We start from the raw sequence: 21,822 nt of genomic DNA, 5'->3' as shown, positions 1-21,822 counted from the left end.
AGCCGCTAACAGCTGAAGATAAAGCCTGTAACCATGCGCTATCTAAGGAGAGAATCAAGGTTGAGAGTATTTTTGACAAAGTATAGTAGATTGAAACTAGAATAGTACACCTCTACTTCTAAAACATTGTTAGAAATCGATTTGACTGTCTTGATTGATTTGTCCTGTTCTTATTTCATTTCACTATGAAAACGTTTAAAATATTTTCAACAACCTATCGAAATCATCGTAAACGCTTCGGATTACGAATGAATTTGATTGCTGGTATTATCAATCATGAACTAGGATTCTAGTTTTGCAGGAAGTCTAATAATGAAAATAAAGGACTAAAGTAATAACTCTAAATATATCTGATTTTTATAGGACATTTCATAAAAAAATCTACATACCTAGAGTCCTATTTAGTTATGTATCTTACATAAAGAGAAAGGAATTAATTATCATGAAATTATCTTTGTATAGTGAAGTTGACCATTACCATTCTTTAAGTTCTTATTCTTTAAATGATATTACACATACTGATACCCCAAAAAATATTATTGAAAAGTCTAAAAAAGATAAGTATAGATACCCAATAGTAATACTTAATAAAGAACATAAAGTAATTGGATTTTTTTGCCTACACCTAAACACTGGTCCTAAAAAGTATGGCTATTATCAAAAAGATTATGCGCTTATTAGAGGATTTTCTATTGATGATAATTTCAGAAATCAAGGATATGGTTCTAATGCTCTGAATAAAATATTTGAATTCATAGACTCAACTTTAAAATTAGAAATTAACCATATTGTATTGGCTGTAAATGAAAAAAATATATTGGCTCAAAAAGCATATAGAAATTCAGGTTTTTTTGTTGTGAAGAAAGATTTAGAAGGAAAAAAGGGGAAATTAATTATTATGGAGAAAAGCAGAAACTAGTATCATTTCTAGTTTCTGCTTTTCACTAAGTCTGCTATAAATTTAGTATCCTAGCTTATTTGCATATTTTGAGAGGAATAATCTATATACTAAACTTTTATGTTTATAATTCATTCCTTTCGTTTCACTCAAGGCACAAGACAGAATGAAAAAGTGGTGTGCTCTTTATTTTGTTTTATAATAATAGTGAGAAAGTCTATCACTACTACAAATCACGTGGAGGTGAATAAGTGAGTGGCATAGCCACTACCTCGCATTTTTATAGGTGTCATTCTTTCCATCAAGCACAAGAACTGTGACTAGGAGCACGTAAACTTATAATTGAATAAGCGACTCGTTTGTGAAAGGAAAGAATAGTCAAGGGATAGGCAGACTCAAATTTGGTGAAGGGAAACCCCTCATGTTAAAAGCCAAATTTCAATTTAAAAAATTTTAAAATTTGTTTCGTATTTACTACTCCTTGCCTTTATATTGGATTGATTAAGAGAACCTTTCGCGATGTTCCTTAGTAACTTCTTCGTACTAGGAAAATTTAAAAATTCGGATAGGTAGCTACCCCGATTATTCATACAAAAAGCATCCGAAATTTCTTTGTCTGATAGAAGATCAATCTGTTTCTCGACTGCTTGACAAACCAAGTTTGCAAGAAAGATATTTTTAGGTGAATCAAAAGTTTCTGCTTTGTGGTTAAAATCATGTTTCATATTTTTAGTTTGGCACAAAGTAGCTTGATTGGCTAGGAGTTCTCTTTCTTTTCCGATTTTTTCTTCTCCGCTTTTTCGCTTGAATCGGTCGCTACCTCTTCCTTTTTCTCTCTTTTCTCTTCTTTGATTTTGACGGAAGGAAAGATGAACTCATATTGACTCTTATCCGTACGAACCCTTGTCACCAAGCTTGCTTTCTTGTTTTGATAACTCACCTGACCCAGATTAAAAACCTGTTCCCCACTTTCTTGCTCGGCTTTATCCTTGGCTCGTTTGGCCATGGCAAAAGCAAGCAATTTTTCTTTATTCAAAGCATAGTCTTGATAGTGGGCGACTTGTCGGTTCAAGTAAAATTGTAATAAAAGACTAAAGATAGCTGCCATGCTGACTGCATAAAGGAGAACACCTGCCTTAACTTTCTTCTTTTTCCACACGATAGATAAACTCTCTCTAATCCTTTTTGAAATTGGAAACGAAAGTGTACCAGTTGGCCCTCCTCTGTAATCTGCGCAGACTTAAGCCCATAGACCATAGGTTGATAACCTCGACCACGAGCATTCGTTTTACGGAAATCATCTGCCCTAGACTTACCCATAGCGATCTCCTTGCCATCCTGCTTCATATAGATACGATTGCCTTCCACCTTTTCAAACTGAGAACGCTCTAACTCTGCCTCCAGCTGGTCCACAAACAAGAGCCACTCTTTTTGCTCGCTTTGTTGCTGGTAGCGAACTTCTGAAATGAGGAGCTGACTCATAGCTTGAAAAAGGAGTAATCCTCCACTGATGACAATCAGGGCAATCAGGGATTCTAACAAGGTAAAAGCCTTGACCTTATGGCTCTTTGATTGCCAACAACTGTTCTGAACCATGGTAGACCTCCAATCCCTTTTCGCTAGAAAACACCTGAATCTCCACTCCGTTTATGTTTACCTGATTTTGACCTGTCTGCAAGGCCATCTTAGCTACCCTCAAGACTTCTTCCTTTTGCAAGATTTTTGCTTCCTCTTGCCTATTTTTTTGAATTTGTCCCAAAAGGAGGGGCGCAATGCTGGCAAAGATAGCTAGAGCGACTACTGCTTCCAGTAAAATCACTGCCCTAATTTTTTGTTTCCTTAATGCGTTTAATTTTTCCATTTCCTAGATATAATTGATAGCGAATCGCTCCTTTACTGGTCTGAAATTCAACCTTAGCTAAGGACGAATTGCCCCCAGCTCGGTCAAATGTAATACTTTGGCCTGATGGTGCCTGAATTCCTTTAGGAACTGTCAAGTTTTGACTGCCATTGCTAATGGTCTGCCCATCTAAGTTCAGACTAGTCTTTTGCTGACTGGCTACACTGCGTTTTTGGGTTTCCCGATAGAGTTCTTCAAATTCCATAAAGAAAATCTGTTCCTCTACTGCCGCAAAAGTGAACTGAACAGAGCCGGACAAGCCCAAGGCAAGGATACTCACAAGACCCAAAACCAAGAGACTTTCCAGCATGGTAAAGGCCTTAATCATTGACTTTACGATTTGCCTCTCCATTTTTAGTATAGTATTCATTATAGGCTTTAACTTGTTCTTTTGTGATTCGCCCATCTGCTTGTAGCTTACTTAGGCTAGCATCTTCATTTTTTTCTAAGCTATAAAGCTCTGCCTGGCTTTCCACCACCTTAACAACAGCAGCTTTTCCTTTGTCGTTGACTGCTTCTTTTTGCTTGGTCAGATTAGGTACAAAGAGTAAGAGAAGCACGCTGATGATGAGCAAGACCACCAACATCTCCACAAGTGTAAAAGCTTTAACCTTAGCTTTTTTCAAGAATGTCATCATTTTTTTCATTTTAAAAATTTACCTCCATATTTTGATACATGGGCATGAGCATTGCCGCATAAAGTAAAACGATAATCAGTGCTACAAAGATAAAAACCAGTGGCTGCACCAAATTCATGGTGCGGTTGACTCGGGTAAAAAAGGCTTCCCAAGTTTTTTCAGCATAGATTTCCAACTCACTCCCCAGCTTAGACTTGACTTCACCATACTCGATGATGAGACTCAACTCCTTTTTAAAGAAAGGATAGGTTCCTATAGTTTGAGAAAATTCTCGACCATTTTGGAGAGAATGAGCCAAATCTTGACCGATTTCTTTAAAGAACTGGGAACCTTGTTCCTGCATCATTTGAAAAATCTGCGTCAACTCCATTCCCTGTGAAATCATATTCCCCCATTCACGTGCATAATAGGCTGTCAAATAGGTCTGCACAAAGATTCCAATAAAGGGAAGGCGCGCTAAGATAGAAAAGACGCGCATCTTAGAACTTCTTTTATAAAAAGTGAGTGCTAAAAGGACACCTACTGAAACAAAAACTATCATTCCTAGAAAGATTTGTGGCAGATTACCGATAATTTGGGTGGCAATATTGCTACTATCCAGTTGTGGGAGCAGGTAATTCCGTAACCCCAGCATAATTAAGAGAAGAAAACCCAGCAAAATCAAGGGATAGGTCGCTACTTCAATCAATTTTTTCTTGACCTTAGCCAGATTGTCCAGATATTCTTCTATCTTTCCCAAACTCAGGTGGAGATTGCCATGAACTTCAGCTAGGGATAACTGGGTGACAATGGCACTTGAACATCCCAAACTTTCCATCATTTCTGAGAATGATTTCCCCTGAGACAAGCCCACACTCATCTGGGTCACACACTGCCTGTCCAACAAAGCACTCCTATCTAAAAAGGAGATGGTCTCCACCAGATGAAAACCGCTAGAAAAGAGATTGTTAAATAGGGTGATGATATTTTTTTGCTTAGCTGTAGCTAATTTTTTCCGTCTCAGCCTGAAGACTTGTGATATGTCCATCTTTAAGAAGCTGGTCAATTTGCTCATTCCACTTGGCTGCTTGGTGTTCTTGATAATCTCTGCTTGCAAAGTCAACGATTCCTCCTCCCCCGATTAATCTCTGGTAGCAGACTCCTTGCAGAACAACTGCCAATTCTTCTTCACTCACACCCAACTCCAACAGACGCTCATAAACACCTCGGATACTCTTGGCGTGAATGGTTGAAAAAACTGTTGCACCTGTCAAACTAGCTCTGACCACTGCACGCGCCGTCTCGCTGTCCCGAATTTCTCCGATAATCAAGAGATCTGGTCGATGACGCAAGGAAAGTTTGATGAGATTTTCATAGGTTAGGCCGATTGCTTCGTTCAACTGCAACTGAAGCATGTCGTCCTGCTTGATTTCGACAGGATCTTCGATGGACATAACTTGCTGTCCTTTAAAGAGTGACTTGGACAATTCATGCATCAGGGTCGTCTTACCACTCCCAACCGGGCCAGCAAAAAGATAGAGTCCCCGTTGCCTGTACTGCTTGCCTAATTCTTCAATATCCTGAAACCAAAAATGCAAGTCCTGCTCTTCATCGTGCAACAAGCGAATGACTAAACTCTCATGCCCTCGATAATCGCCTACGGTAGATAAACGTAGGGACGCCATCTTCTGGTCATATTCATAGTCACAGGAACCGAGTTGACTACGTCGCTTTTCTCCCACATTCATACCCGCCACAAACTTAAAGTGACTGATGACGGCCGCAAATTTTTCGAAGTTATAACAGCCAATTTTACAGCGCTCGTCTCCTACCCTCATATGAAGCTCATAGGCATCTAACTTAGGGACAAAATAAATATCTTGCGCTCCTTTTTTCCGGGCCGAACGAATGATTTCTTGTGCAATTTCTTGAACCATACCTACCTCCTCACCTATACTATTCGCAAAGATTTGGAAAAAATAAAAAAGCAACTCCAAAAAGTTACTTTTTCTCTATTTTACTTTCATACGGCAAGAACGGTGCCTTTCCTTACCTGTTTGTTTTTCATAGCCTGGACGTAGTTTTTCATCTGGAATAACCTGCTCATCCTGTAAAAGAGCCAAAGAATGGTATTGTTGTAAATACTCATCACATTCATCACACCAGCGTTGATCTTCCGGGTCCCAAAAAATGGTCATCAAGTCCCTTCTACTTTTATAAAGAGGGGATTCTTGTTCCAATCTAAACCAGCAAGTCTTGTAGTATTTGAGAGCATCATAATACTGGTCAAATTTCTTACTTGCTACAATATCTTCTTCCCAACCTTCTAAGAACCACCAGGGTTCAAAATATCCGTACATTTCTATAACACGATACATATTCATTCATTCCTTTGTACCATATATTATAACCAATTCCGCCAGACAAGGAAAGAAATATGCTCATTTCTTAATTTTTTGATAAAAAATCCAGCCATCTGATGGATGACTGAATTTCTATTTACTTATGTACAAAAATATTTTTACTACTTAGGCTTCTGAGATATCGTTTTCGATAATGACCTTAATGGCATGGTGGTCTGCTGCTTTACTGAAGACTTCGTAGGCTTTTTCAATTTCACTGAGTTTGAAATAGTGAGTTACCAGTTTTTCTGGTTCAATCTTATGACTTTCAAGAGCTTTCAACAATTGTGGAGTTGTATTTGTAGATACCAAACCAGTTGTTACATTGATGTTGCGAATCCAAAGTTTATCCAAATCGAATTCAACTGGTTTACCATGTACACCACAGTTGGCAACTGTTCCGTCTACACCGATAATCTTTTGACAGAAATCAAATGTTGCAGGAATACCAACAGCTTCAATAGCGACATCTACACCACGGCCATCTGTCAAATCATAAATTTCTTTAATGGCTTTTTCAGGGTCTGAAGAATTAACCTTGTGAGTCGCACCAAATGATAAAGCAGTTTCCAAGCGGTTATCGTCTAAGTCCACCATAATCAATTTGGCTGGTGAATAGAATTGAGCTGTCAATAGAGCAGCCAATCCAACTGGACCTGAACCGATAATGGCTACGCTACAACCAGGTTCTACTTTCCCTTTTAAGACACCAATTTCATATCCAGTAGGCAGAATGTCTGATAGCATAACCAAGGCTTCATCTGACAAGTCTTCTGGAGTGTGGTAAAGAGTGTTATCTGCATGAGGGACACGTAGATACTCAGCCTGCATACCGTCAATCAAGTGACCGAAAATCCAGCCCCCTTCGTCTTCACAATGGGCATAAATTCCTTTTTTACAGTAGTAGCATTTACCACAGGCACAGACACAAGAAATCAAGACCTTGTCGCCTTTTTTGAAGTTAGAAACTCCTTCTCCAACTTCTTCAACAATCCCAATTCCTTCGTGGCCAAGAATGGTACCACTTTGACAAGCAGGAACATCTCCTTTAATGATATGGAGGTCTGTTCCACAAATAGTGGTTTTTACGATACGCACAATAGCGTCTGTTGGCTTGCGAATAACTGGTTTGTCAACGTCAACAAAAGAAGCAAGTCCTGGTTTAACATAAGTATAGGCTTTCATAAAGCACTCCTCCGTTTTTTTATTTGTACTATTTATAATATAATTGTAAACCTTTTCATTTGCTTGTTCAAGATTTTTTGTGATATTTTTAACTTTTTCGTTTACCGGTAAAGCAATATAGATAAAAAAGCAGAAGCTAATCTCTAACTTCTGCCTTCTCTCTTATGACTCATCTCCAATTTTTCTGATACCTGCAACAAAAATCGAAGATAATAATAATTGGGTAACACTCAACTGATCAAATCCAAAAATGTAATGTGCTAGCAAATGAAATAAGAAAACAAAGATAATAAAATCTTACACATAGATTTAAGCCCAGAAATTAATCCGTCCATTATTTGGATATACATCCCTAGCATCAACCCATTGAGCTACCGCATAACCTACATTGTAGAAAATGTTAATATAATCAAATATACGTTCAAGAAGTTCAGCTAACCGATTGCTATAAATGCCTAAACGAATAGCAGCTTTTTTAGCTACCCTACTTAAAGTAGCTTTAGCAACTGCCAATCCTTTTTTCTTTACCAAATTACCAATGCCTGCCACACCACCGGAAATAGCAGTAGCAATTAGATTTTCTACTTTTTTAAACTTTTTTCATTTTTTCAATTTTTCAATTCTTTTCAAGTACAGTTTTTCAAATTATAGTAAAAAGAGCCAGAATTATACTGACTCTTCTATTGATTATTAAACTTAGAAGCACGTTCTTCTCCCCACCAATAGGGCATTAGTTCTGCGACTTTCACTGTCTTTCTTGTATCGTAGTCCATCATGAATTCTGCATCTTTATTTTCAGCGTTCAACTCTAAAAGGAATTCTCTGCAAGCGCCACAGGGCATTCCTGAACTTCCACCATAAGGTGCTTTATCTCGAAAGGCTAATACTTTCTTAACCTTAGTTTGTCCTGAAAATTGGTACATATTGAAGAGGGCCGCCCGTTCTGCACAGAGATGGAAAACACCACAGGTTCCCTCCATACAGAAACCTGTAAATATTTGTCCATCTTCTGCTTCTACTGCAGCTACAACATGATTGGCATAAACAAAGTCTGATACTTCATGTGGATTGTATAGTTTCTGTGCTTCTTCGTACATCTTTTCCCAGATGTCCATTATTGTACCCTTCTTACTTAGAGATTTCCTTTAACATATTTTCGATATGCTGGATTGATTTTTCACGTCCAAGCAAGAAAATTGTATCTGGTAATTCTGGTCCATGCATTTCACCTGAAACTGCGATACGAATAGGCATGAAAAGATTTTTCCCTTTAATACCTGTTTCCTTTTGGACTGCTTTAATTTGTGGGAAGATATTCTCTGTCACGAATTCATCATCTGTCATCACTTCGAGTTTTGCTTTGAAGGCTTCAAGAACTGTTGGGACTGTTTCACCTGCCATGACTTCTTTCTCAGCCTCAGTTAATTCTGGGAAGTCTGAGAAGAAGAGGTCTGTCAATGGGATAATCTCATCTACTGATTTCATTTGTGGTTTATAGAGCTCAACTAATTTTTCAGCCTTGTCAGTCAATCGACCTGCTTCTTCTAGGAATGGTTTTGCCATTTCAAAGATAGTTTCTAGATCTGCATTCTTGATATAGTCATTGCTCATCCAGTCTAGTTTTTTCTGGTCAAAGGCTGCTGGAGACTTGCTGAGGCGATTTTCATCGAACAGTTTAATGAGTTCTTCACGAGAGAAAATCTCATCTTCGCCACCTGGGTTCCAACCAAGAAGAGCAATAAAGTTAAAAACTGCTTCTGGAAGGTAACCTTTCTTACGGTAATCTTCTATAAATTGAAGTGTATTAGTATCACGTTTAGATAACTTCTTACCAGTCTCAGAGTTGATAATCAAGGTCATGTGACCGAACTCTGGAGCTTCCCAACCAAGTGCTTCATAAACCATGAGCTGTTTTGGTGTATTAGCGATGTGGTCGTCTCCACGGATTACGTGAGAAATCTGCATATCATGGTCATCGATGACAACGGCAAAGTTGTATGTTGGATAACCGTCTTTCTTTTGGATAACCCAGTCACCACCGATATTGCCACCTTCAAATTCGATATCACCTTTGACCATATCATGCCACTTGTAGATACCTGTCTCATTGACAGCCAAACGAACAGTTGGGATGATCCCTGCTGCTTCACGTTCTGCGATGTAAGCTGCTTTTTCTTCTTCACTCATACCAAGGTATTCATTGATGTAGCGTGGTGTTTCGCCAGCTACTTCTTGGCGTTCGCGTTCAGCTGCCAACTCTTCTTCTGTAACGTAAGATTTATAGGCTTTTCCTTCAGCTAATAGTTGGGCAATGTATTTTTGATACAAGTCCAAACGCTCAGACTGGCGATAATTCTCATGTGATTCTGGACTTTCATCCCAATCCATGCCTAACCAGCGAAGGTTTTCAAGTTGTGAACGTTCACCATCCTCGACATGGCGTTTACGGTCAGTATCTTCGATACGAATGAGAAATGTTCCACCATGATGGCGCGCATACAAGTAATTAAACAATGCTGTACGGGCATTCCCGATGTGTAGTAGTCCTGTTGGACTTGGTGCGTAACGTACGCGGATATCTTTTGACATAGTTTCTCCTATAAAGTCTCTAGGCGTCTGCCTTTTTGCTCTCTATATTATATCACAAGTCTTGGCTGAGTCCAATTTCTATGGATAAAGAGAGTAAAAAGAGTGGACAAACCACTCTTTTCTTCTATTATTATAGACGTGCGTTAAGTTCTTTGCTCAATTCTTCAAATCCTGGTTTTCCAAGAAGGGCGAACATGTTACGTTTGTAGGCTTCAACACCTGGTTGGTCAAATGGGTTGATAGCATTCAAGTAACCTGAAAGAGCGATAGCCAATTCGAAGAAGTAGATTGTATAACCAAGAGTGAAAGCGTCTTGCTCTGGAAGAGTCACGTACATGTTTGGTACATCACCGTCTGTGTGTGCAAGAAGAACACCGTCAGTTGCTTTTTTGTTTACAAAGTCAACGTCTTTTCCTTGAAGGTAACCAAGTCCATCAAGGTCTTCTTCCAAAGTAGGAATAATCACATTTTTACGAGGTTTGTCAACACGAACAACTGTTTCAAACATGATACGAGTTCCTTCTTGGATAAATTGACCCAATGAGTGCAAGTCAGTTGAGAAGTTGGCTGAAGTTGGGTAGATACCTTTTTGGTCTTTTCCTTCTGATTCACCAGCCAATTGTTTCCACCACTCTGAGAAGTATTGAAGTGATGGCTCGTAGTTTACCAAGATCTCAGTTGCATAACCTTTACGGTAAAGGATGTTACGAACTGCTGCGTATTGGTAAGCTTCGTTTTCAGAGATTTTATCTGAAGTGTAGTCTTTGCGAGCTGCGTTCGCACCTTCCATAAGGGCTTTGATGTCAGCTCCTGATGCTGCGATTGGAAGCAAACCAACAGCTGTCAAGACTGAGAAGCGTCCACCTATGTCATCTGGAACAACAAATGTTTCCCAACCGTTAGCATCTGCTTCAACCTTAACAGCACCTTTTTGGCGGTCAGTTGTTGCATAGATACGTTTGTTGGCTTCTTCTTGACCGTATTTCTTAACCAAGAGTTCTTTGAAGACACGGAAAGCGATAGCTGGTTCAGTTGTTGTACCTGATTTAGAAATCACGTTTACTGAGAAGTCTTTGTCTGCAACATACTCTACCAAGTCAGCAAGGTAAGTAGATGAGATTGAGTTTCCTGCGTAAAGGATTTGTGGTGCCTTGCGTTCTTCTTTTGTTTGCAAGTTAGCAAAGTGGTGGTTCAAGAAGTCGATTGCTGCTTTGGCACCAAGGTAAGATCCACCGATACCGATTACAACCAAGACATCGCTGTCTGATTTGATTTGCTCAGCAGCTTTCAAGATACGGTCAAATTCTTCACGGTCGTAGTTTTCAGGAAGATCCAACCATCCCAAGAAGTCGCTACCAGCACCAGTCCCTTTACGGATCAATTCATCTGCTGCTGTTACTTGTGATTGCATGTATTCCACTTCATGTGGTGCAACAAATTTGTCTAAAACTTTTGAATAATCAAATTTAATATGTGACATGTTATTCCTCCAATATTTCTTCTTTTCTATCATAACGCTTACCTTCGTTTTTTTCAAGTTTTTTTGTCAAATTTCTCCAATTTTTATCAGAATTCAAACGTTTGCGTAAAAATCCCACATTCCAAAAATTTTGAAAAAATAAAAGAAAGAACGACCAGATGTCCCAGTCGTTACAGTTCATTCAATAAATACTCAAATAATTCTAAATTGCCATCTTCTTCATTAACCAGAAACTCTGGATGCCACTGCAAACCGATAATGCGGTGTTCGTCGATAGATTCAATCGCTTCAATGGTTTGGTCTCTTGGATCAATAGCGGTTACGCGGAAATTAGGTGCCAAATCTTTAATGCTTTGACGATGGACGGAGTTGACCTGACTTTCTTTCCCAAATAGCTTAGCCACCACGCTTCCTTCTACCGTCTCAATAGAGTGAGATGTTCCGAAAGGGAGTCCTTGCCAGTGACTTTCGATTTCTTGATTGAGGGTTCCACCAAAGGCAACATTGACAAGTTGAACACCGCGACAGATTGCCATAATTGGTTTATTCTGACGAAGCGCTTCTTTCAAGAGGGCCAATTCAAACTCATCACGCACTAGATTGTAATCATCGCTCTCAATGGTCTTTTTCTCTCCATAAAACTGAGGATGAACATTTTGGCCTCCTGTCAAAATGAGCTTGTCAATCATTTCCACATAATCGCGTACAACAGACTCATCACCAACAGGAATGACTAAAGGGAGACCACCGACTTGACGAATGCTCTCTGCGAATCTACAAGATACAGATGAATGAATGTTTTTGCCTTCTGTGTCTACGGGACATAGATTTGCAGCAACTCCTACAACGGTTCTAGGCATGATGTCTCTCCTTTCGAATATTAATACTCTTCGAAAATCTCTTCAAACCACGTCAGCATCGCCTTACCGTATATATGTTACTGACNNTTTGAGCAACCTACGGCTAGCTTCCTAGTTTACTCTTTGATTTTCATTGAGTATAACGATAGTCCTATCATATCACTCAAAGCGTCTTTCGTCTAATATGTTTTTTTTAAGACTGTGATAAAAATTTTTTATGGACAAGAAAAAGCTGCCCCATAGGACAACTTCTTTCTTATTCAAAAACAAATTGATTGTGATAGAGTTCTGAGTAGAATCCACCTAGTTTCAAGAGTTCATGGTGGTTACCACGTTCAATGACCTCTCCATCTTTAAGGACAATAATCTGATCAGCATTGAGAATAGTTTTCAAGCGGTGGGCAATAACGAAACTGGTTTTGCCTGCTACAACTGCCTCCATGGCATGCTGAATCTTGCTTTCTGTCACCGTATCTACGTTTGAAGTGCCTTCATCGAGAATGAGAACTTCTGGATCTGTCATCAGGGTTCGAGCAATGGAAATCAATTGCTTCTGCCCTGTCGAGAAGATACTCTGCTCATCATCAATAAGAGTATCGTACTTATCAGGCAAACTTTCGATATAGTCGTGAATGTGGCTTGCTTTGGCTGCTGACTCAACCATTTCCTGACTGGCATCTGGCACACCGAAACGGATATTGTCTCGAATGGTTCCGCTAAAAAGAACGGAATCTTGCAAGACAATTCCCACTTTACTTCTAAGACTATCTAAATCATAGTCACGAATGTCTTTATCATCAAAATAAATACCGCCAGCATCAACATCATAAAAGCGATTGATGAGGTTCATAATAGTGGTTTTCCCTGAACCCGTTGGCCCAACAACTGCAGTCATCTGGCCTTTAGGGGCAGAAATGTTGACATCTTTCAAAATAGGTTTATCAGGCAAGTATGAAAAATCGATATGACTGATTTCAACACCTTCTTGCAACTGAGTGAAGATTGGAGCCTTTTCAGGTCGGATTTCTTCCTCTGCATCAAACATTTCCTGTATCCGTTCAGCCCCTGTAAAGGCCAACTGAAGACTTCCCCAACTAGCTGCAACTTGAATAATAGGCTGGTAGTACTGTTGTGAAAATTGGGCAAACATCACAATCAAACCTAGGGCTGTACTTGTTTCAATAGTCTTATCGTTTAATAGAACGGCCGAACCAGCAAAGATAACGACGGCTGTATTAACCAGACTCATCCCATTCATGACAGGGAACAGAATTCCTGAGAACATCCTTCCTTTAAAGGTTGCCTTGCGTACGCGCTCATTTTGTTCAAGAAATCCTGCCATCATATCCTCTTGAATTCCTTGCACAATCACGGCTTTTTGGCCTGAGATACTCTCATCCATATAGGCGTTGAGCTTCCCTACCTCTTTCTGCTGGAGATTGGTGTATTTGCGTGCCATTTTCACGATGAAAATCAACATGAGGAAGGCCACTGGTGTACTTGCAATGGTGATGAGAGCCAGCGTCACATTTCTCGAAAACATGACAAGAATCAGACCAATGTATAAAACAATATTGCTCATGACCTGAACCAGACTTTCATTAAAGGCTTGGAGGATATTATCCAAATCACTGGTAAAACGAGATAGGATATCGCCATCTTGTCGGCGGTCAAAGAAAGAAACCGTCAACCGAGCAAGCTTACCGAAGAGGCCTTTGCGCATCTCGTTGGTCGATTCTGCAATCACGCGCGTCATGAGACACATGTATATGACACTAGAAATAAATAAAACCAAAACCAGCAGACCAAGATTGACCATGATTCCTGATAGGCTTTGCCAAACAAGTTCTGGATTGCCATCTTGATAAGCTTGGACTAAATTAACTAGTTGCGTCACTGCTTGTCCAGAAAAGACCGGAAAGAGAGCTTGGGCAAGAGTCGCCAGAACAATCATCAGGATAACAACTACAAATGATAGCTTATAAACTTTAAAATAATTCCAAAAAAATTGAACTGTCTTCATTTTACTCCTCCTTTCCTTTCTGTGTTTCGTAGATTTCACGGTAAACAGCATTGTTGGCAACCAAGTCTGCATGCGTACCTTGACCAATCAATCGTCCTTGATCTAGAACCAAGATTTTATCTGCATGAACAACCGAGCTAATCTTTTGCGCGATGATAATGGTTGTTGTTCCCTTCAAGTCCTTATTCAAGGCTTCTTGAACCAGGCGCTCTGACTTAGCATCCAAGGCCGAGGTCGAATCGTCAAAAATCAGAATACGTGGATTGCTGACAATCCCACGCGCAATCGACATCCTTTGTTTTTGTCCACCTGAGAAGTTGGTTCCTCGTTCCTCAACTGGACTTTCAAAGGTTTTCTCCATACGATGAATGAATTCACTGGCTTGGGCAATAGTGGCTGCACGCTCCATTTCAAATAGAGTAGCATCTCCCTTACCCTGTCTCAAGTTATCTGCAATCGTTCCACTGAAGAGAATGGCACGTTGGAGAACGATAGACACTGTTTTACGCAGGGTTCCTTCACTCACTTCTCGAATATCCTTGCCACCGATTTTAATAGAGCCTTCTTGCGGATCAAAGAGACGTGGAATCAATTGAGCCAAGGTTGACTTCCCTGCACCAGTCGCTCCAACGACACCAACCATTTGACCAGATTCAATAGTAAAGCTCACATCTTTCAGCATCGGTTCCTTATCCATTGGATAGGTAAAGGTTACATTTTCAAAGCTAAGACTTCCGACCAACTCTTCATCTGGCACATCCTTGAAGGTCATAGCTGGCTCTGCGTCAAGAATTTCTCGAATACGACGCATAGAAATCATGGCACGGCTGACAGAATTCCCTAAAAATCCAACCATAACAATGGTAAAGATAATCTGGCTCAGGTAATTAACAAAGGAAGCAATAGAGCCAACAACTGATGGATCCGACTGAACCATCCCTGCAACTAGCCAAATAGAGAGGAATACCGCCCCATAACCGACCAACATCATGAAAGGTTCCACTACTGAAAAAGCATAACCGATGTAAAGATTTTGACCGAGAAGCTCGTCTGAAACTTCCGTAAACTTAGCAAACTGCTCTTTTTCTTGGACAAAGGACTTGACCACACGAACGCCACGCAAATTTTCCTTGGCAATGGCATTGATGCGTTCAAGAAGGGTTTGAAACTTGGCAAAACGAGGCCCCATCATTCCCATCATGACAGCAGTCAAACCAAAAATCAAGACTACCATGAGAACAATCACCCACCACAGAGAAGAAAGGGTTTGAACCGCCAGGATAAACGAACCGATGAACAAGAGGGGAAGTCTGAAAAGAATTTGGAAGGTCATCATGACCACGTTCTGAATCTGGTTGATGTCATTTGTCATGCGAACGACTAGATTTCCCGCATTAAATTGTTCAATATTAGCATAAGAAAAGGTTTGGATTTTACGGAAGGCATCCTCCCGAAGGTCAGATGAAACTCCTTGGGCAATATAGGCTGCGAGGACAACATTGAGTCCACCAGCAACTAGACCGACTACGGCCACACCAATCAACCAAGCCCCGATACTATAAATAGCTTCATATTTTCCAGCAAGGAGGGCGTCTAAGACTTCCTGCAGATAACGCGGTTGCAGAAGTGAACTAGCAACCATCAAGCCTGTCATCAGAAGCGAAGTCAAGGCCTGCCACTTGTAGGTTTTTATTTTCTGAATCAGCATACTTTCTCCTTAAAAAATAGACAAAAGGGAGCGACAATGTGTCAGCTCCTTCTCATTCTGTTTGTGTGATGTTATTCTAGCAAAAAAGTGGGGGATTGTCAAAGAAGTCTCCTTGATACAGCTAGAATGACTAGTAATTTTCTCTTTATAGTTTCTGTTTTAACTCGACCAAGACATTCATAGCCTGCATAGGTGTCATATTGTAAACATCCAGTTTAGCTAATTCTGCTAGGATAGGATGTTCTTCAGTCGTATCAAAGAGTGAAATTTGTTCTGAGACAGTACTTGTTTGTTTCATAGGAGCAGGACTTTCTTGCCCCTGACTCTCCAGTTGCGTTAAAATCTTATCCGCTCTCGCTAAAAGATCAGCCGGTAAACCAGCAATCTTGGCAACATGGATACCATAGGATTTATCAGCTGGCCCTGGTTCAATCTTGTGAAGGAAGGTGACCTGCCCATCCTGCTCCAAGGTTGCCACGTGGACATTGACCAAGTGTTGTAAACTAGACTCCAGACTAGTCAACTCATGGTAGTGGGTCGCAAAGAGGGTCTTGGCTCCGATATGTTCATGGATGTATTCGATGATGGACTGGGCAAGAGCCATCCCGTCATAAGTTGCAGTTCCACGACCTAACTCATCAAAAAGAATCAAGGAATTCTTTGTTGCATGCGAAATGGCATTGTTGGCCTCCATCATCTCCACCATGAAGGTTGATTGGCCTGAAACCAAATCATCGGCTGCTCCGATACGGGTAAAGATAGCATCAAAAATAGGTAAATGGGCACTTTCTGCTGGCACATAAGAGCCCAACTGGGCCATTATCGCCGTCATGGCTAACTGACGCATGTAGGTTGACTTCCCGCTCATGTTGGGCCCTGTAATCAGTTGAATACTGGTATCTTCTGCCATCTGAATCGTATTGGGAATATAGGTCTGAGCCCCCATAACCTTTTCAACGACAGCATGGCGTCCTTTCTGGATATCAATTCGCGAATCATCTCCGAATTCAGGTCGAATCAAATGCTGGGTTTCAGCTACAACCGCCAGACTTTGCAAGACATCAACGGTCGCAATTCCTTGAGCTAGAGCCTGCAAACGCTGAATGTACTTGCCGACCTCTTCACGAATGCGCATAAAAATTTCGTACTCTAGGTTAGCTGACTTCTCACGCGCCTCCAACATGTCGCCTTCGATACGAGCTAATTCCTCGGTACCGAAGCGTTCTGAGTTTTTCAGCGTCGCCTTGCGGAAAAAGTGAGCAGGCACATTTCCCAGTTGTGAATTGGTCACATGGAAATAGTAGCCATCCTTTTTATTATAGTCAATCTTGAGCGTACTGATACCAGAGTTTTCGCGTTCCTTAGCCTCAATCTCAGCAATCCAGCTAATCCCTTCTCTGAGAACGCGACGGTACTTGTCTAAAGTCTCATCAAAGCCAGTCCGGATAATTCCACCATCTGTAATCACATGAGGAGCTTCAGGAGCAATCGCTGCGCTAATCAAACTCTCCAACTCAGGGATTGCATCCAGTTGTGCGATGAGATAGGCTAGAGCAGGTTGCTCCATCCCTTCTAAAATCGCACGAATCCGTGGCACACTAGACAAGGTAGTCGCCAACTGCAAGAGATCCTTTGGGTTGGTCTTGCCAAAAGAAACACGACTAGCCAAACGTTCGATGTCATAAACACCCTTGAGACTGTCTGTCAAATCACTACGCTCAAAGAAATGGCCGAGAAAGACCTGCACTACTTCTTGACGTTGGACGATTCGTTCCTTATCAATCAAAGGACGATGAATCCAAGAACGCAAGAGACGCATGCCCATAGCCGTCTTGGTTTCATCCAAAAGCCAGAAAAGACTGCCTTGCTTCTTGCCTGAACGGGCATTCTCAACCAAATCCAGACTAGCCTTGGTCGCATAATCCATCTGCAAGAAATCTTTAATTTCATAACGGATAACAGGCTTGAGGTGGTTCAATTCCCTCATCTGAGTCCGATGAACATACTGTAGCAGCTTACTGGATGCCGCTTGCTCCACCGTTGCCAATCGCGAATCCAGTAAATGAAGGTCTTCAAAGTTTTCTTTTTCATAAGAGAGCACCAGATTCATCTGGCGGCTGAGGATTTGTTCTTCTTCCTCAGACAAGTCATAGCCCAACACCACTTCTCGCGCCTTGAGATTACGGATTTCCCCACAAACCAGCGTGAAATCCAAAAGACCTGTCACATAAAAGTCACCCGTCACCAGGTCCATATAAGCTAGGCCAAATTGATTGCCTTCGCGATCTATGGCAACCAAAAAATTATTCTGACTATCCGGCTTACTGCTATCGACCACTGTTCCTGGCGTAATAACCTGAACAACTTCTCGTTTCACAACCCCAACCGCTTGTTTAGGATCTTCCATCTGCTCTGCGATAGCCACCTTATAACCCTGCTCAATCAAGACATCGATATACTGTTGGGCAGAATGATAGGGGACACCCGCCATAGGAATCGGATTGTCGGCATTCTTGTTGCGACTCGTTAAGGAAATTTCCAGAATCTGCGCAGCATTGACCGCATCCTCATAAAATAATTCATAAAAATCACCCATCCGAAAGAGCAAAAACGCATCTGGATATTGCTTTTTAATCTCCACATACTGTTGCATGCCAGGTGATAGCTTTTCTGTCGCCATTGTCCGTCTCTCCTTGTCAAAAATAAGTCTTGAGAGCAACTCTCAAGACCTTACTTATCTTTCATCAAATCTAGCAAACGATCTTCCATGAGTTTGGCAACGTGCTGGTCTCGACAAATGACCAATAAGGTATTGGCACCAGCAACTGTTCCTAAAATCCATTCATCCTTGTTTGCATCTACAATATTTGCCAAAACAGAAGCTTCTCCCAGTTTGGTATGAAGCACCAAGGTAAACTCTGCTCTTGCAACACCCTCTAAATGATGAGACAAAAATTCCACCAAATCAATCTTTTCTGTCTCATTTGCTAGTACATAATACACCATATCATTTTTCTTGACCTTGGTCAAGCCGATTTCGCGCAAATCACGAGACAGGGTTGTCTGCGTCACACAAACATTGTGTGCCTCCAACCGATCTTGAATTTCTTTTTGTGTACTTAATTTCTCCTCAGTAATCATTTTTTTTATTAACTGATGACGATCTCTTTTTCTCATAAAATCCTCTTATGTGAATATTTATAACTATTTTTATAACTATATTATACCAAAAAAATAGGAGATTTCAAAAATTTTTTCTTCTTTCTTTAAAATTGTGATAAAATAGTAGAAAAGTCCAAAAAGGAGCTCTTAATGAATACAAAAGAATTGATTGCTAGCGAATTGGCTAGCATCATTGATAGCCTGGACCAAGAGGCTATTTTAAATTTACTGGAAACCCCTAAAAACTCAGAAATGGGAGACATTGCTTTCCCTGCTTTTTCTCTTGCAAAAGTCGAACGTAAAGCACCTCAAATGATTGCGGCTGAACTGGCTGAAAAAATTAACAGCCAAGCCTTTGAAAAGGTTGTTGCAACAGGACCTTACGTCAACTTTTTCCTTGATAAATCTGCCATTTCTGCTCAAGTATTGCAAGCTGTTATCACTGAAAAAGAACACTATGCTGATCAAACTATTGGCAAACAAGAAAATGTTGTTATCGATATGTCTAGTCCCAATATCGCTAAACCATTCTCTATTGGTCACCTGCGCTCAACTGTCATCGGAGATAGCTTATCACATATCTTCCAAAAAATCGGTTATCAAACGGTCAAGATCAACCACTTGGGAGACTGGGGTAAACAGTTTGGAATGCTGATTGTAGCCTACAAAAAATGGGGCGACGAAGAAGCTGTAAAAGCTCATCCAATTGATGAACTTCTTAAACTCTATGTCCGCATCAATGCTGAGGCTGAAAATGACCCTAGCTTGGATGAAGAAGCACGCGAATGGTTCCGTAAGCTTGAAAATGGAGACGAGGAAGCTCTCGCTCTTTGGCAATGGTTCCGTGATGAAAGTTTAGTGGAATTTAACCGCCTTTACAATGAATTGCAAGTCGAATTTGACAGCTACAATGGAGAAGCCTTCTACAACGATAAGATGGATGCAGTTGTAGACATTCTTTCTGAAAAAGGACTACTTGTTGAATCAGAAGGTGCCCAAGTTGTCAATCTTGAGAAATATGGAATTGAACATCCAGCCCTTATCAAGAAATCTGATGGTGCAACTCTCTATATCACACGTGACTTGGCTGCAGCCCTTTACCGTAAAAACGAATACCAATTTGCTAAATCTATCTATGTCGTTGGTCAAGAGCAATCTGCCCACTTTAAACAACTCAAAGCTGTCTTGCAAGAGATGGGTTACGATTGGAGTGACGACATTACCCACGTTCCTTTTGGTTTGGTTACAAAAGAAGGGAAGAAACTCTCTACTCGTAAAGGGAATGTCATCTTGCTAGAGCCTACTGTTGCAGAGGCTGTTAGCCGTGCCAAAGCCCAAATCGAAGCAAAAAATCCTGAATTGGAAAATAAAGATCAGGTAGCACATGCTGTTGGGGTTGGAGCCATTAAATTTTATGACCTCAAAACCGACCGTACAAATGGATACGACTTCGACCTAGAAGCTATGGTATCCTTCGAGGGTGAAACTGGACCTTATGTTCAATACGCCTACGCTCGTATCCAATCGATCTTACGCAAAGCGGATTTCAAACCAGAAACAGCTGGCAACTATAGCTTGAATGATGCTGAAAGCTGGGAAATCATCAAACTCATCCAAGATTTCCCACGTATTATCAACCGTGCGGCGGATAACTTTGAACCTTCTATCATTGCTAAATTTGCAATTAGTCTGGCTCAAGCCTTCAACAAATACTATGCACATACGCGCATCTTGGATGAAAGTCCAGAACGCGACAGCCGTCTAGCCCTTAGCTACGCAACCGCAGTCGTTCTCAAAGAATCCCTTCGCTTGCTTGGGGTAGAAGCGCCAGAGAAGATGTAAATCGCCAAAGTTACTTGATTGCAAAGCAATCTAAGTAACTAACGCCAAATCCTATCAGGGATTTGGCTAGGCGCTTCACTAGTTCTGGAACATAAATATTATCGATTTATGTTCCAGAACGTCGTAATCTTAAAGCTATTGGAACTAAAGTTCCTAATTGTTAGACGCTAGCCGCGTATATGCGGACTAGCTAACTGCTTCACTAGTCATAGTCTCTAAATATAATCGATTTAGAGACCATGACGTCGTAACCAGAGATACTTGCCTAAACACTTTACTAATTCACCAAACTAAATAATATCGATTTGGTTTGGTTCATGTCGTAATCTTTTAATTACTTGATTGTTAAGCAATCTAAGTAACTAACGCCAAAGCCTATCAGGTATTTGGCTAGGCGCTTCACTAGTTTTAGGACATAAATATGATCGATTTATGTTCTAAAACGTCGTAATCTTAAAATTATTGGAACTAAAGTTCCTAATTGTTAGACGCTAGCCGCTTATATGCGGACTAGCTAACTGCTTCACTAGTCATGGTCTCTAAATATAATCGATTTAGAGACCATGACGTCGTAACTAGAGACACTTGTCTAAACGCTTTACTAATTCATCTAACCAAATAATATCGATTTGATTTGGTTCATGTCGTAATCTTTTAATTACTTGATTGCAAAGTAGTCTAAGCAACTAACGCCAAATCCTATCAGGGATTTGCTTAGACGCTTCACTAGTAAAGAAACATAAATATTATCGATTTATGTTTCTTTACGTCGTAACCAGAGACACTTGCCTAAACGCTTCACTAATTCACCTAACCAAATAATAGACTTCCTGCAAAACTAGAATCCTAGTTCATGATTGATAATACCAGCAATCAAATTCATTCGTAATCCGAAGCGTTTACGATGATTTCGATAGGTTGTTGAAAACATTTTAAACGTTTTTACTTTGGCAAAGATGTTCTCAACCTTGCTTCTCTCCTTAGATAGCGCATGGTTATAGGCTTTCTCTTCAGCTGTTAGCGGCTTGAGTTTGCTGGATTTACGTGGAGTTTGTGCTTGAGGATATACCTTCATAAGCCCTTGATAAGCACTGTCAGCCAAGATTTTACCAGCTTGTCCGATATTTCTGCGACTCGTTTTGAACAACTTCATATC

At 40.5% G+C, this 21,822-nt stretch carries 20 protein-coding genes and 4 pseudogenes; 4 read left to right on the top strand and 20 right to left on the bottom strand.

Going from position 1 to position 21,822, the window contains the following annotated elements:
• The 3 genes and pseudogenes from HT688_RS09730 to HT688_RS09720 form a co-directional block, all read left to right on the top strand.
• A pseudogene (locus HT688_RS09730) lies at positions 1 to 83 on the top strand (IS5/IS1182 family transposase); the annotation flags it as partial.
• A gap of 102 nt (positions 84 to 185) precedes the next feature.
• Positions 186 to 293 (top strand): annotated as a pseudogene (locus HT688_RS09725) (IS5/IS1182 family transposase); the annotation flags it as partial.
• 149 nt (positions 294 to 442) lie between these two features.
• The gene (locus HT688_RS09720; RefSeq protein WP_023935296.1) at positions 443 to 919 is read left to right on the top strand and encodes a GNAT family N-acetyltransferase; all 477 of its coding nucleotides are present in this window, start codon (positions 443 to 445) and stop codon (positions 917 to 919) included.
• Positions 920 to 1,497: 578 nt separating this feature from the next.
• On the opposite strand, the pseudogene HT688_RS09715 reads toward HT688_RS09720, so the two are convergent.
• The 19 genes and pseudogenes from HT688_RS09715 to argR form a co-directional block, all read right to left on the bottom strand.
• Positions 1,498 to 1,623: pseudogene (locus HT688_RS09715) on the bottom strand (SAM-dependent methyltransferase); the annotation flags it as partial.
• 32 nt (positions 1,624 to 1,655) lie between these two features.
• A complete protein-coding gene (gene comGG / locus HT688_RS09710) occupies positions 1,656 to 2,057 on the bottom strand; it encodes a competence type IV pilus minor pilin ComGG (protein ID WP_172923741.1) in 402 nt (133 codons plus the stop codon).
• Positions 2,035 to 2,494 (bottom strand): annotated as a pseudogene (gene comGF / locus HT688_RS09705) (competence type IV pilus minor pilin ComGF). Before comGF ends, comGG begins: the two are co-directional and overlap by 23 nt.
• Positions 2,457 to 2,759: a competence type IV pilus minor pilin ComGE gene (gene comGE / locus HT688_RS09700; RefSeq protein WP_188110999.1), complete on the bottom strand. Its 303-nt coding sequence runs from the start codon at positions 2,757 to 2,759 to the stop codon at positions 2,457 to 2,459. The pseudogene comGF and the gene comGE overlap by 38 nt, the downstream one beginning before the upstream one ends.
• Complete coding sequence (gene comGD / locus HT688_RS09695) at positions 2,722 to 3,126, bottom strand: competence type IV pilus minor pilin ComGD (protein WP_031233395.1); 405 nt, start codon at positions 3,124 to 3,126, stop codon at positions 2,722 to 2,724. Before comGD ends, comGE begins: the two co-directional genes overlap by 38 nt.
• Complete coding sequence (comGC, locus tag HT688_RS09690; protein ID WP_138700025.1) at positions 3,119 to 3,445, bottom strand: competence type IV pilus major pilin ComGC; 327 nt, start codon at positions 3,443 to 3,445, stop codon at positions 3,119 to 3,121. Before comGC ends, comGD begins: the two co-directional genes overlap by 8 nt.
• Before the next feature lies 1 nt (position 3,446).
• A complete protein-coding gene (comGB, locus tag HT688_RS09685; RefSeq protein WP_166731556.1) occupies positions 3,447 to 4,463 on the bottom strand; it encodes a competence type IV pilus assembly protein ComGB in 1,017 nt (338 codons plus the stop codon).
• The gene (gene comGA, locus HT688_RS09680) at positions 4,411 to 5,352 is read right to left on the bottom strand and encodes a competence type IV pilus ATPase ComGA (protein WP_000249547.1); all 942 of its coding nucleotides are present in this window, start codon (positions 5,350 to 5,352) and stop codon (positions 4,411 to 4,413) included. The genes comGB and comGA overlap by 53 nt, the downstream gene beginning before the upstream one ends.
• Before the next feature lie 75 nt (positions 5,353 to 5,427).
• Complete coding sequence (locus tag HT688_RS09675) at positions 5,428 to 5,793, bottom strand: DUF1033 family protein (protein ID WP_172923739.1); 366 nt, start codon at positions 5,791 to 5,793, stop codon at positions 5,428 to 5,430.
• A 150-nt stretch (positions 5,794 to 5,943) separates the two neighbouring features.
• A complete protein-coding gene (locus tag HT688_RS09670; protein WP_000649458.1) occupies positions 5,944 to 7,002 on the bottom strand; it encodes a zinc-dependent alcohol dehydrogenase family protein in 1,059 nt (352 codons plus the stop codon).
• Between the two features lie 309 nt (positions 7,003 to 7,311).
• Positions 7,312 to 7,551 carry a hypothetical protein gene (locus tag HT688_RS09665; protein ID WP_000907298.1) on the bottom strand — a complete coding sequence of 80 codons (240 nt, stop codon included), beginning with the start codon at positions 7,549 to 7,551 and terminating at the stop codon, positions 7,312 to 7,314.
• Between the two features lie 131 nt (positions 7,552 to 7,682).
• The gene (locus HT688_RS09660; RefSeq protein ID WP_023934276.1) at positions 7,683 to 8,117 is read right to left on the bottom strand and encodes a cytidine deaminase family protein; all 435 of its coding nucleotides are present in this window, start codon (positions 8,115 to 8,117) and stop codon (positions 7,683 to 7,685) included.
• A gap of 13 nt (positions 8,118 to 8,130) precedes the next feature.
• Positions 8,131 to 9,591: a glutamate--tRNA ligase gene (gene gltX, locus HT688_RS09655; RefSeq protein WP_000031077.1), complete on the bottom strand. Its 1,461-nt coding sequence runs from the start codon at positions 9,589 to 9,591 to the stop codon at positions 8,131 to 8,133.
• A 130-nt stretch (positions 9,592 to 9,721) separates the two neighbouring features.
• Complete coding sequence (locus HT688_RS09650) at positions 9,722 to 11,071, bottom strand: glucose-6-phosphate isomerase (RefSeq protein ID WP_000018269.1); 1,350 nt, start codon at positions 11,069 to 11,071, stop codon at positions 9,722 to 9,724.
• Between the two features lie 170 nt (positions 11,072 to 11,241).
• Positions 11,242 to 11,931: a gamma-glutamyl-gamma-aminobutyrate hydrolase family protein gene (locus tag HT688_RS09645; RefSeq protein ID WP_054388460.1), complete on the bottom strand. Its 690-nt coding sequence runs from the start codon at positions 11,929 to 11,931 to the stop codon at positions 11,242 to 11,244.
• 256 nt (positions 11,932 to 12,187) lie between these two features.
• Positions 12,188 to 13,954: a multidrug efflux ABC transporter subunit PatB gene (patB, locus tag HT688_RS09640; RefSeq protein WP_138707937.1), complete on the bottom strand. Its 1,767-nt coding sequence runs from the start codon at positions 13,952 to 13,954 to the stop codon at positions 12,188 to 12,190.
• Position 13,955: 1 nt separating this feature from the next.
• On the bottom strand, positions 13,956 to 15,662 hold the full coding sequence (gene patA / locus HT688_RS09635; RefSeq protein WP_172923738.1) for a multidrug efflux ABC transporter subunit PatA: 1,707 nt from the start codon (positions 15,660 to 15,662) through the stop codon (positions 13,956 to 13,958).
• A gap of 145 nt (positions 15,663 to 15,807) precedes the next feature.
• On the bottom strand, positions 15,808 to 18,342 hold the full coding sequence (gene mutS / locus HT688_RS09630; RefSeq protein ID WP_172923737.1) for a DNA mismatch repair protein MutS: 2,535 nt from the start codon (positions 18,340 to 18,342) through the stop codon (positions 15,808 to 15,810).
• Between the two features lie 50 nt (positions 18,343 to 18,392).
• Positions 18,393 to 18,839 carry an arginine repressor gene (gene argR / locus HT688_RS09625; protein WP_023939905.1) on the bottom strand — a complete coding sequence of 149 codons (447 nt, stop codon included), beginning with the start codon at positions 18,837 to 18,839 and terminating at the stop codon, positions 18,393 to 18,395.
• A 135-nt stretch (positions 18,840 to 18,974) separates the two neighbouring features.
• On the opposite strand from argR, the gene argS reads away from it, so the two are divergent.
• Positions 18,975 to 20,666 carry an arginine--tRNA ligase gene (argS, locus tag HT688_RS09620; protein ID WP_172923736.1) on the top strand — a complete coding sequence of 564 codons (1,692 nt, stop codon included), beginning with the start codon at positions 18,975 to 18,977 and terminating at the stop codon, positions 20,664 to 20,666.
• A gap of 838 nt (positions 20,667 to 21,504) precedes the next feature.
• On the opposite strand, the gene HT688_RS09615 is transcribed toward argS, so the two are convergent.
• The coding region (locus HT688_RS09615; protein ID WP_172923735.1) for a transposase family protein at positions 21,505 to 21,822 on the bottom strand (318 nt) is incomplete at its 5' end.

Origin of the sequence: Streptococcus sp. 1559, assembly GCF_013276735.1 — a bacterium.
Lineage (GTDB): Bacteria > Bacillota > Bacilli > Lactobacillales > Streptococcaceae > Streptococcus > Streptococcus pseudopneumoniae.
This window is presented reverse-complemented; position numbering and strand designations above follow the sequence as displayed.

What these genes read in the sequence shown, in the direction of transcription:
- HT688_RS09720 (WP_023935296.1), top strand. Translation starts at nt 443, where the DNA reads ATGAAATTATCTTTGTATAGTGAAGTTGACCATTACCATTCTTTAAGT.
- comGE (WP_188110999.1), bottom strand. Translation starts at nt 2,759, where the DNA reads ATGGAAAAATTAAACGCATTAAGGAAACAAAAAATTAGGGCAGTGATT.
- comGD (WP_031233395.1), bottom strand. Translation starts at nt 3,126, where the DNA reads ATGATTAAGGCCTTTACCATGCTGGAAAGTCTCTTGGTTTTGGGTCTT.
- comGC (WP_138700025.1), bottom strand. Translation starts at nt 3,445, where the DNA reads ATGAAAAAAATGATGACATTCTTGAAAAAAGCTAAGGTTAAAGCTTTT.
- comGB (WP_166731556.1), bottom strand. Translation starts at nt 4,463, where the DNA reads ATGGACATATCACAAGTCTTCAGGCTGAGACGGAAAAAATTAGCTACA.
- comGA (WP_000249547.1), bottom strand. Translation starts at nt 5,352, where the DNA reads ATGGTTCAAGAAATTGCACAAGAAATCATTCGTTCGGCCCGGAAAAAA.
- HT688_RS09675 (WP_172923739.1), bottom strand. Translation starts at nt 5,793, where the DNA reads ATGTATCGTGTTATAGAAATGTACGGATATTTTGAACCCTGGTGGTTC.
- HT688_RS09670 (WP_000649458.1), bottom strand. Translation starts at nt 7,002, where the DNA reads ATGAAAGCCTATACTTATGTTAAACCAGGACTTGCTTCTTTTGTTGAC.
- HT688_RS09660 (WP_023934276.1), bottom strand. Translation starts at nt 8,117, where the DNA reads ATGGACATCTGGGAAAAGATGTACGAAGAAGCACAGAAACTATACAAT.
- gltX (WP_000031077.1), bottom strand. Translation starts at nt 9,591, where the DNA reads ATGTCAAAAGATATCCGCGTACGTTACGCACCAAGTCCAACAGGACTA.
- HT688_RS09650 (WP_000018269.1), bottom strand. Translation starts at nt 11,071, where the DNA reads ATGTCACATATTAAATTTGATTATTCAAAAGTTTTAGACAAATTTGTT.
- HT688_RS09645 (WP_054388460.1), bottom strand. Translation starts at nt 11,931, where the DNA reads ATGCCTAGAACCGTTGTAGGAGTTGCTGCAAATCTATGTCCCGTAGAC.
- patB (WP_138707937.1), bottom strand. Translation starts at nt 13,954, where the DNA reads ATGAAGACAGTTCAATTTTTTTGGAATTATTTTAAAGTTTATAAGCTA.
- patA (WP_172923738.1), bottom strand. Translation starts at nt 15,662, where the DNA reads ATGCTGATTCAGAAAATAAAAACCTACAAGTGGCAGGCCTTGACTTCG.
- mutS (WP_172923737.1), bottom strand. Translation starts at nt 18,342, where the DNA reads ATGGCGACAGAAAAGCTATCACCTGGCATGCAACAGTATGTGGAGATT.
- argR (WP_023939905.1), bottom strand. Translation starts at nt 18,839, where the DNA reads ATGAGAAAAAGAGATCGTCATCAGTTAATAAAAAAAATGATTACTGAG.
- argS (WP_172923736.1), top strand. Translation starts at nt 18,975, where the DNA reads ATGAATACAAAAGAATTGATTGCTAGCGAATTGGCTAGCATCATTGAT.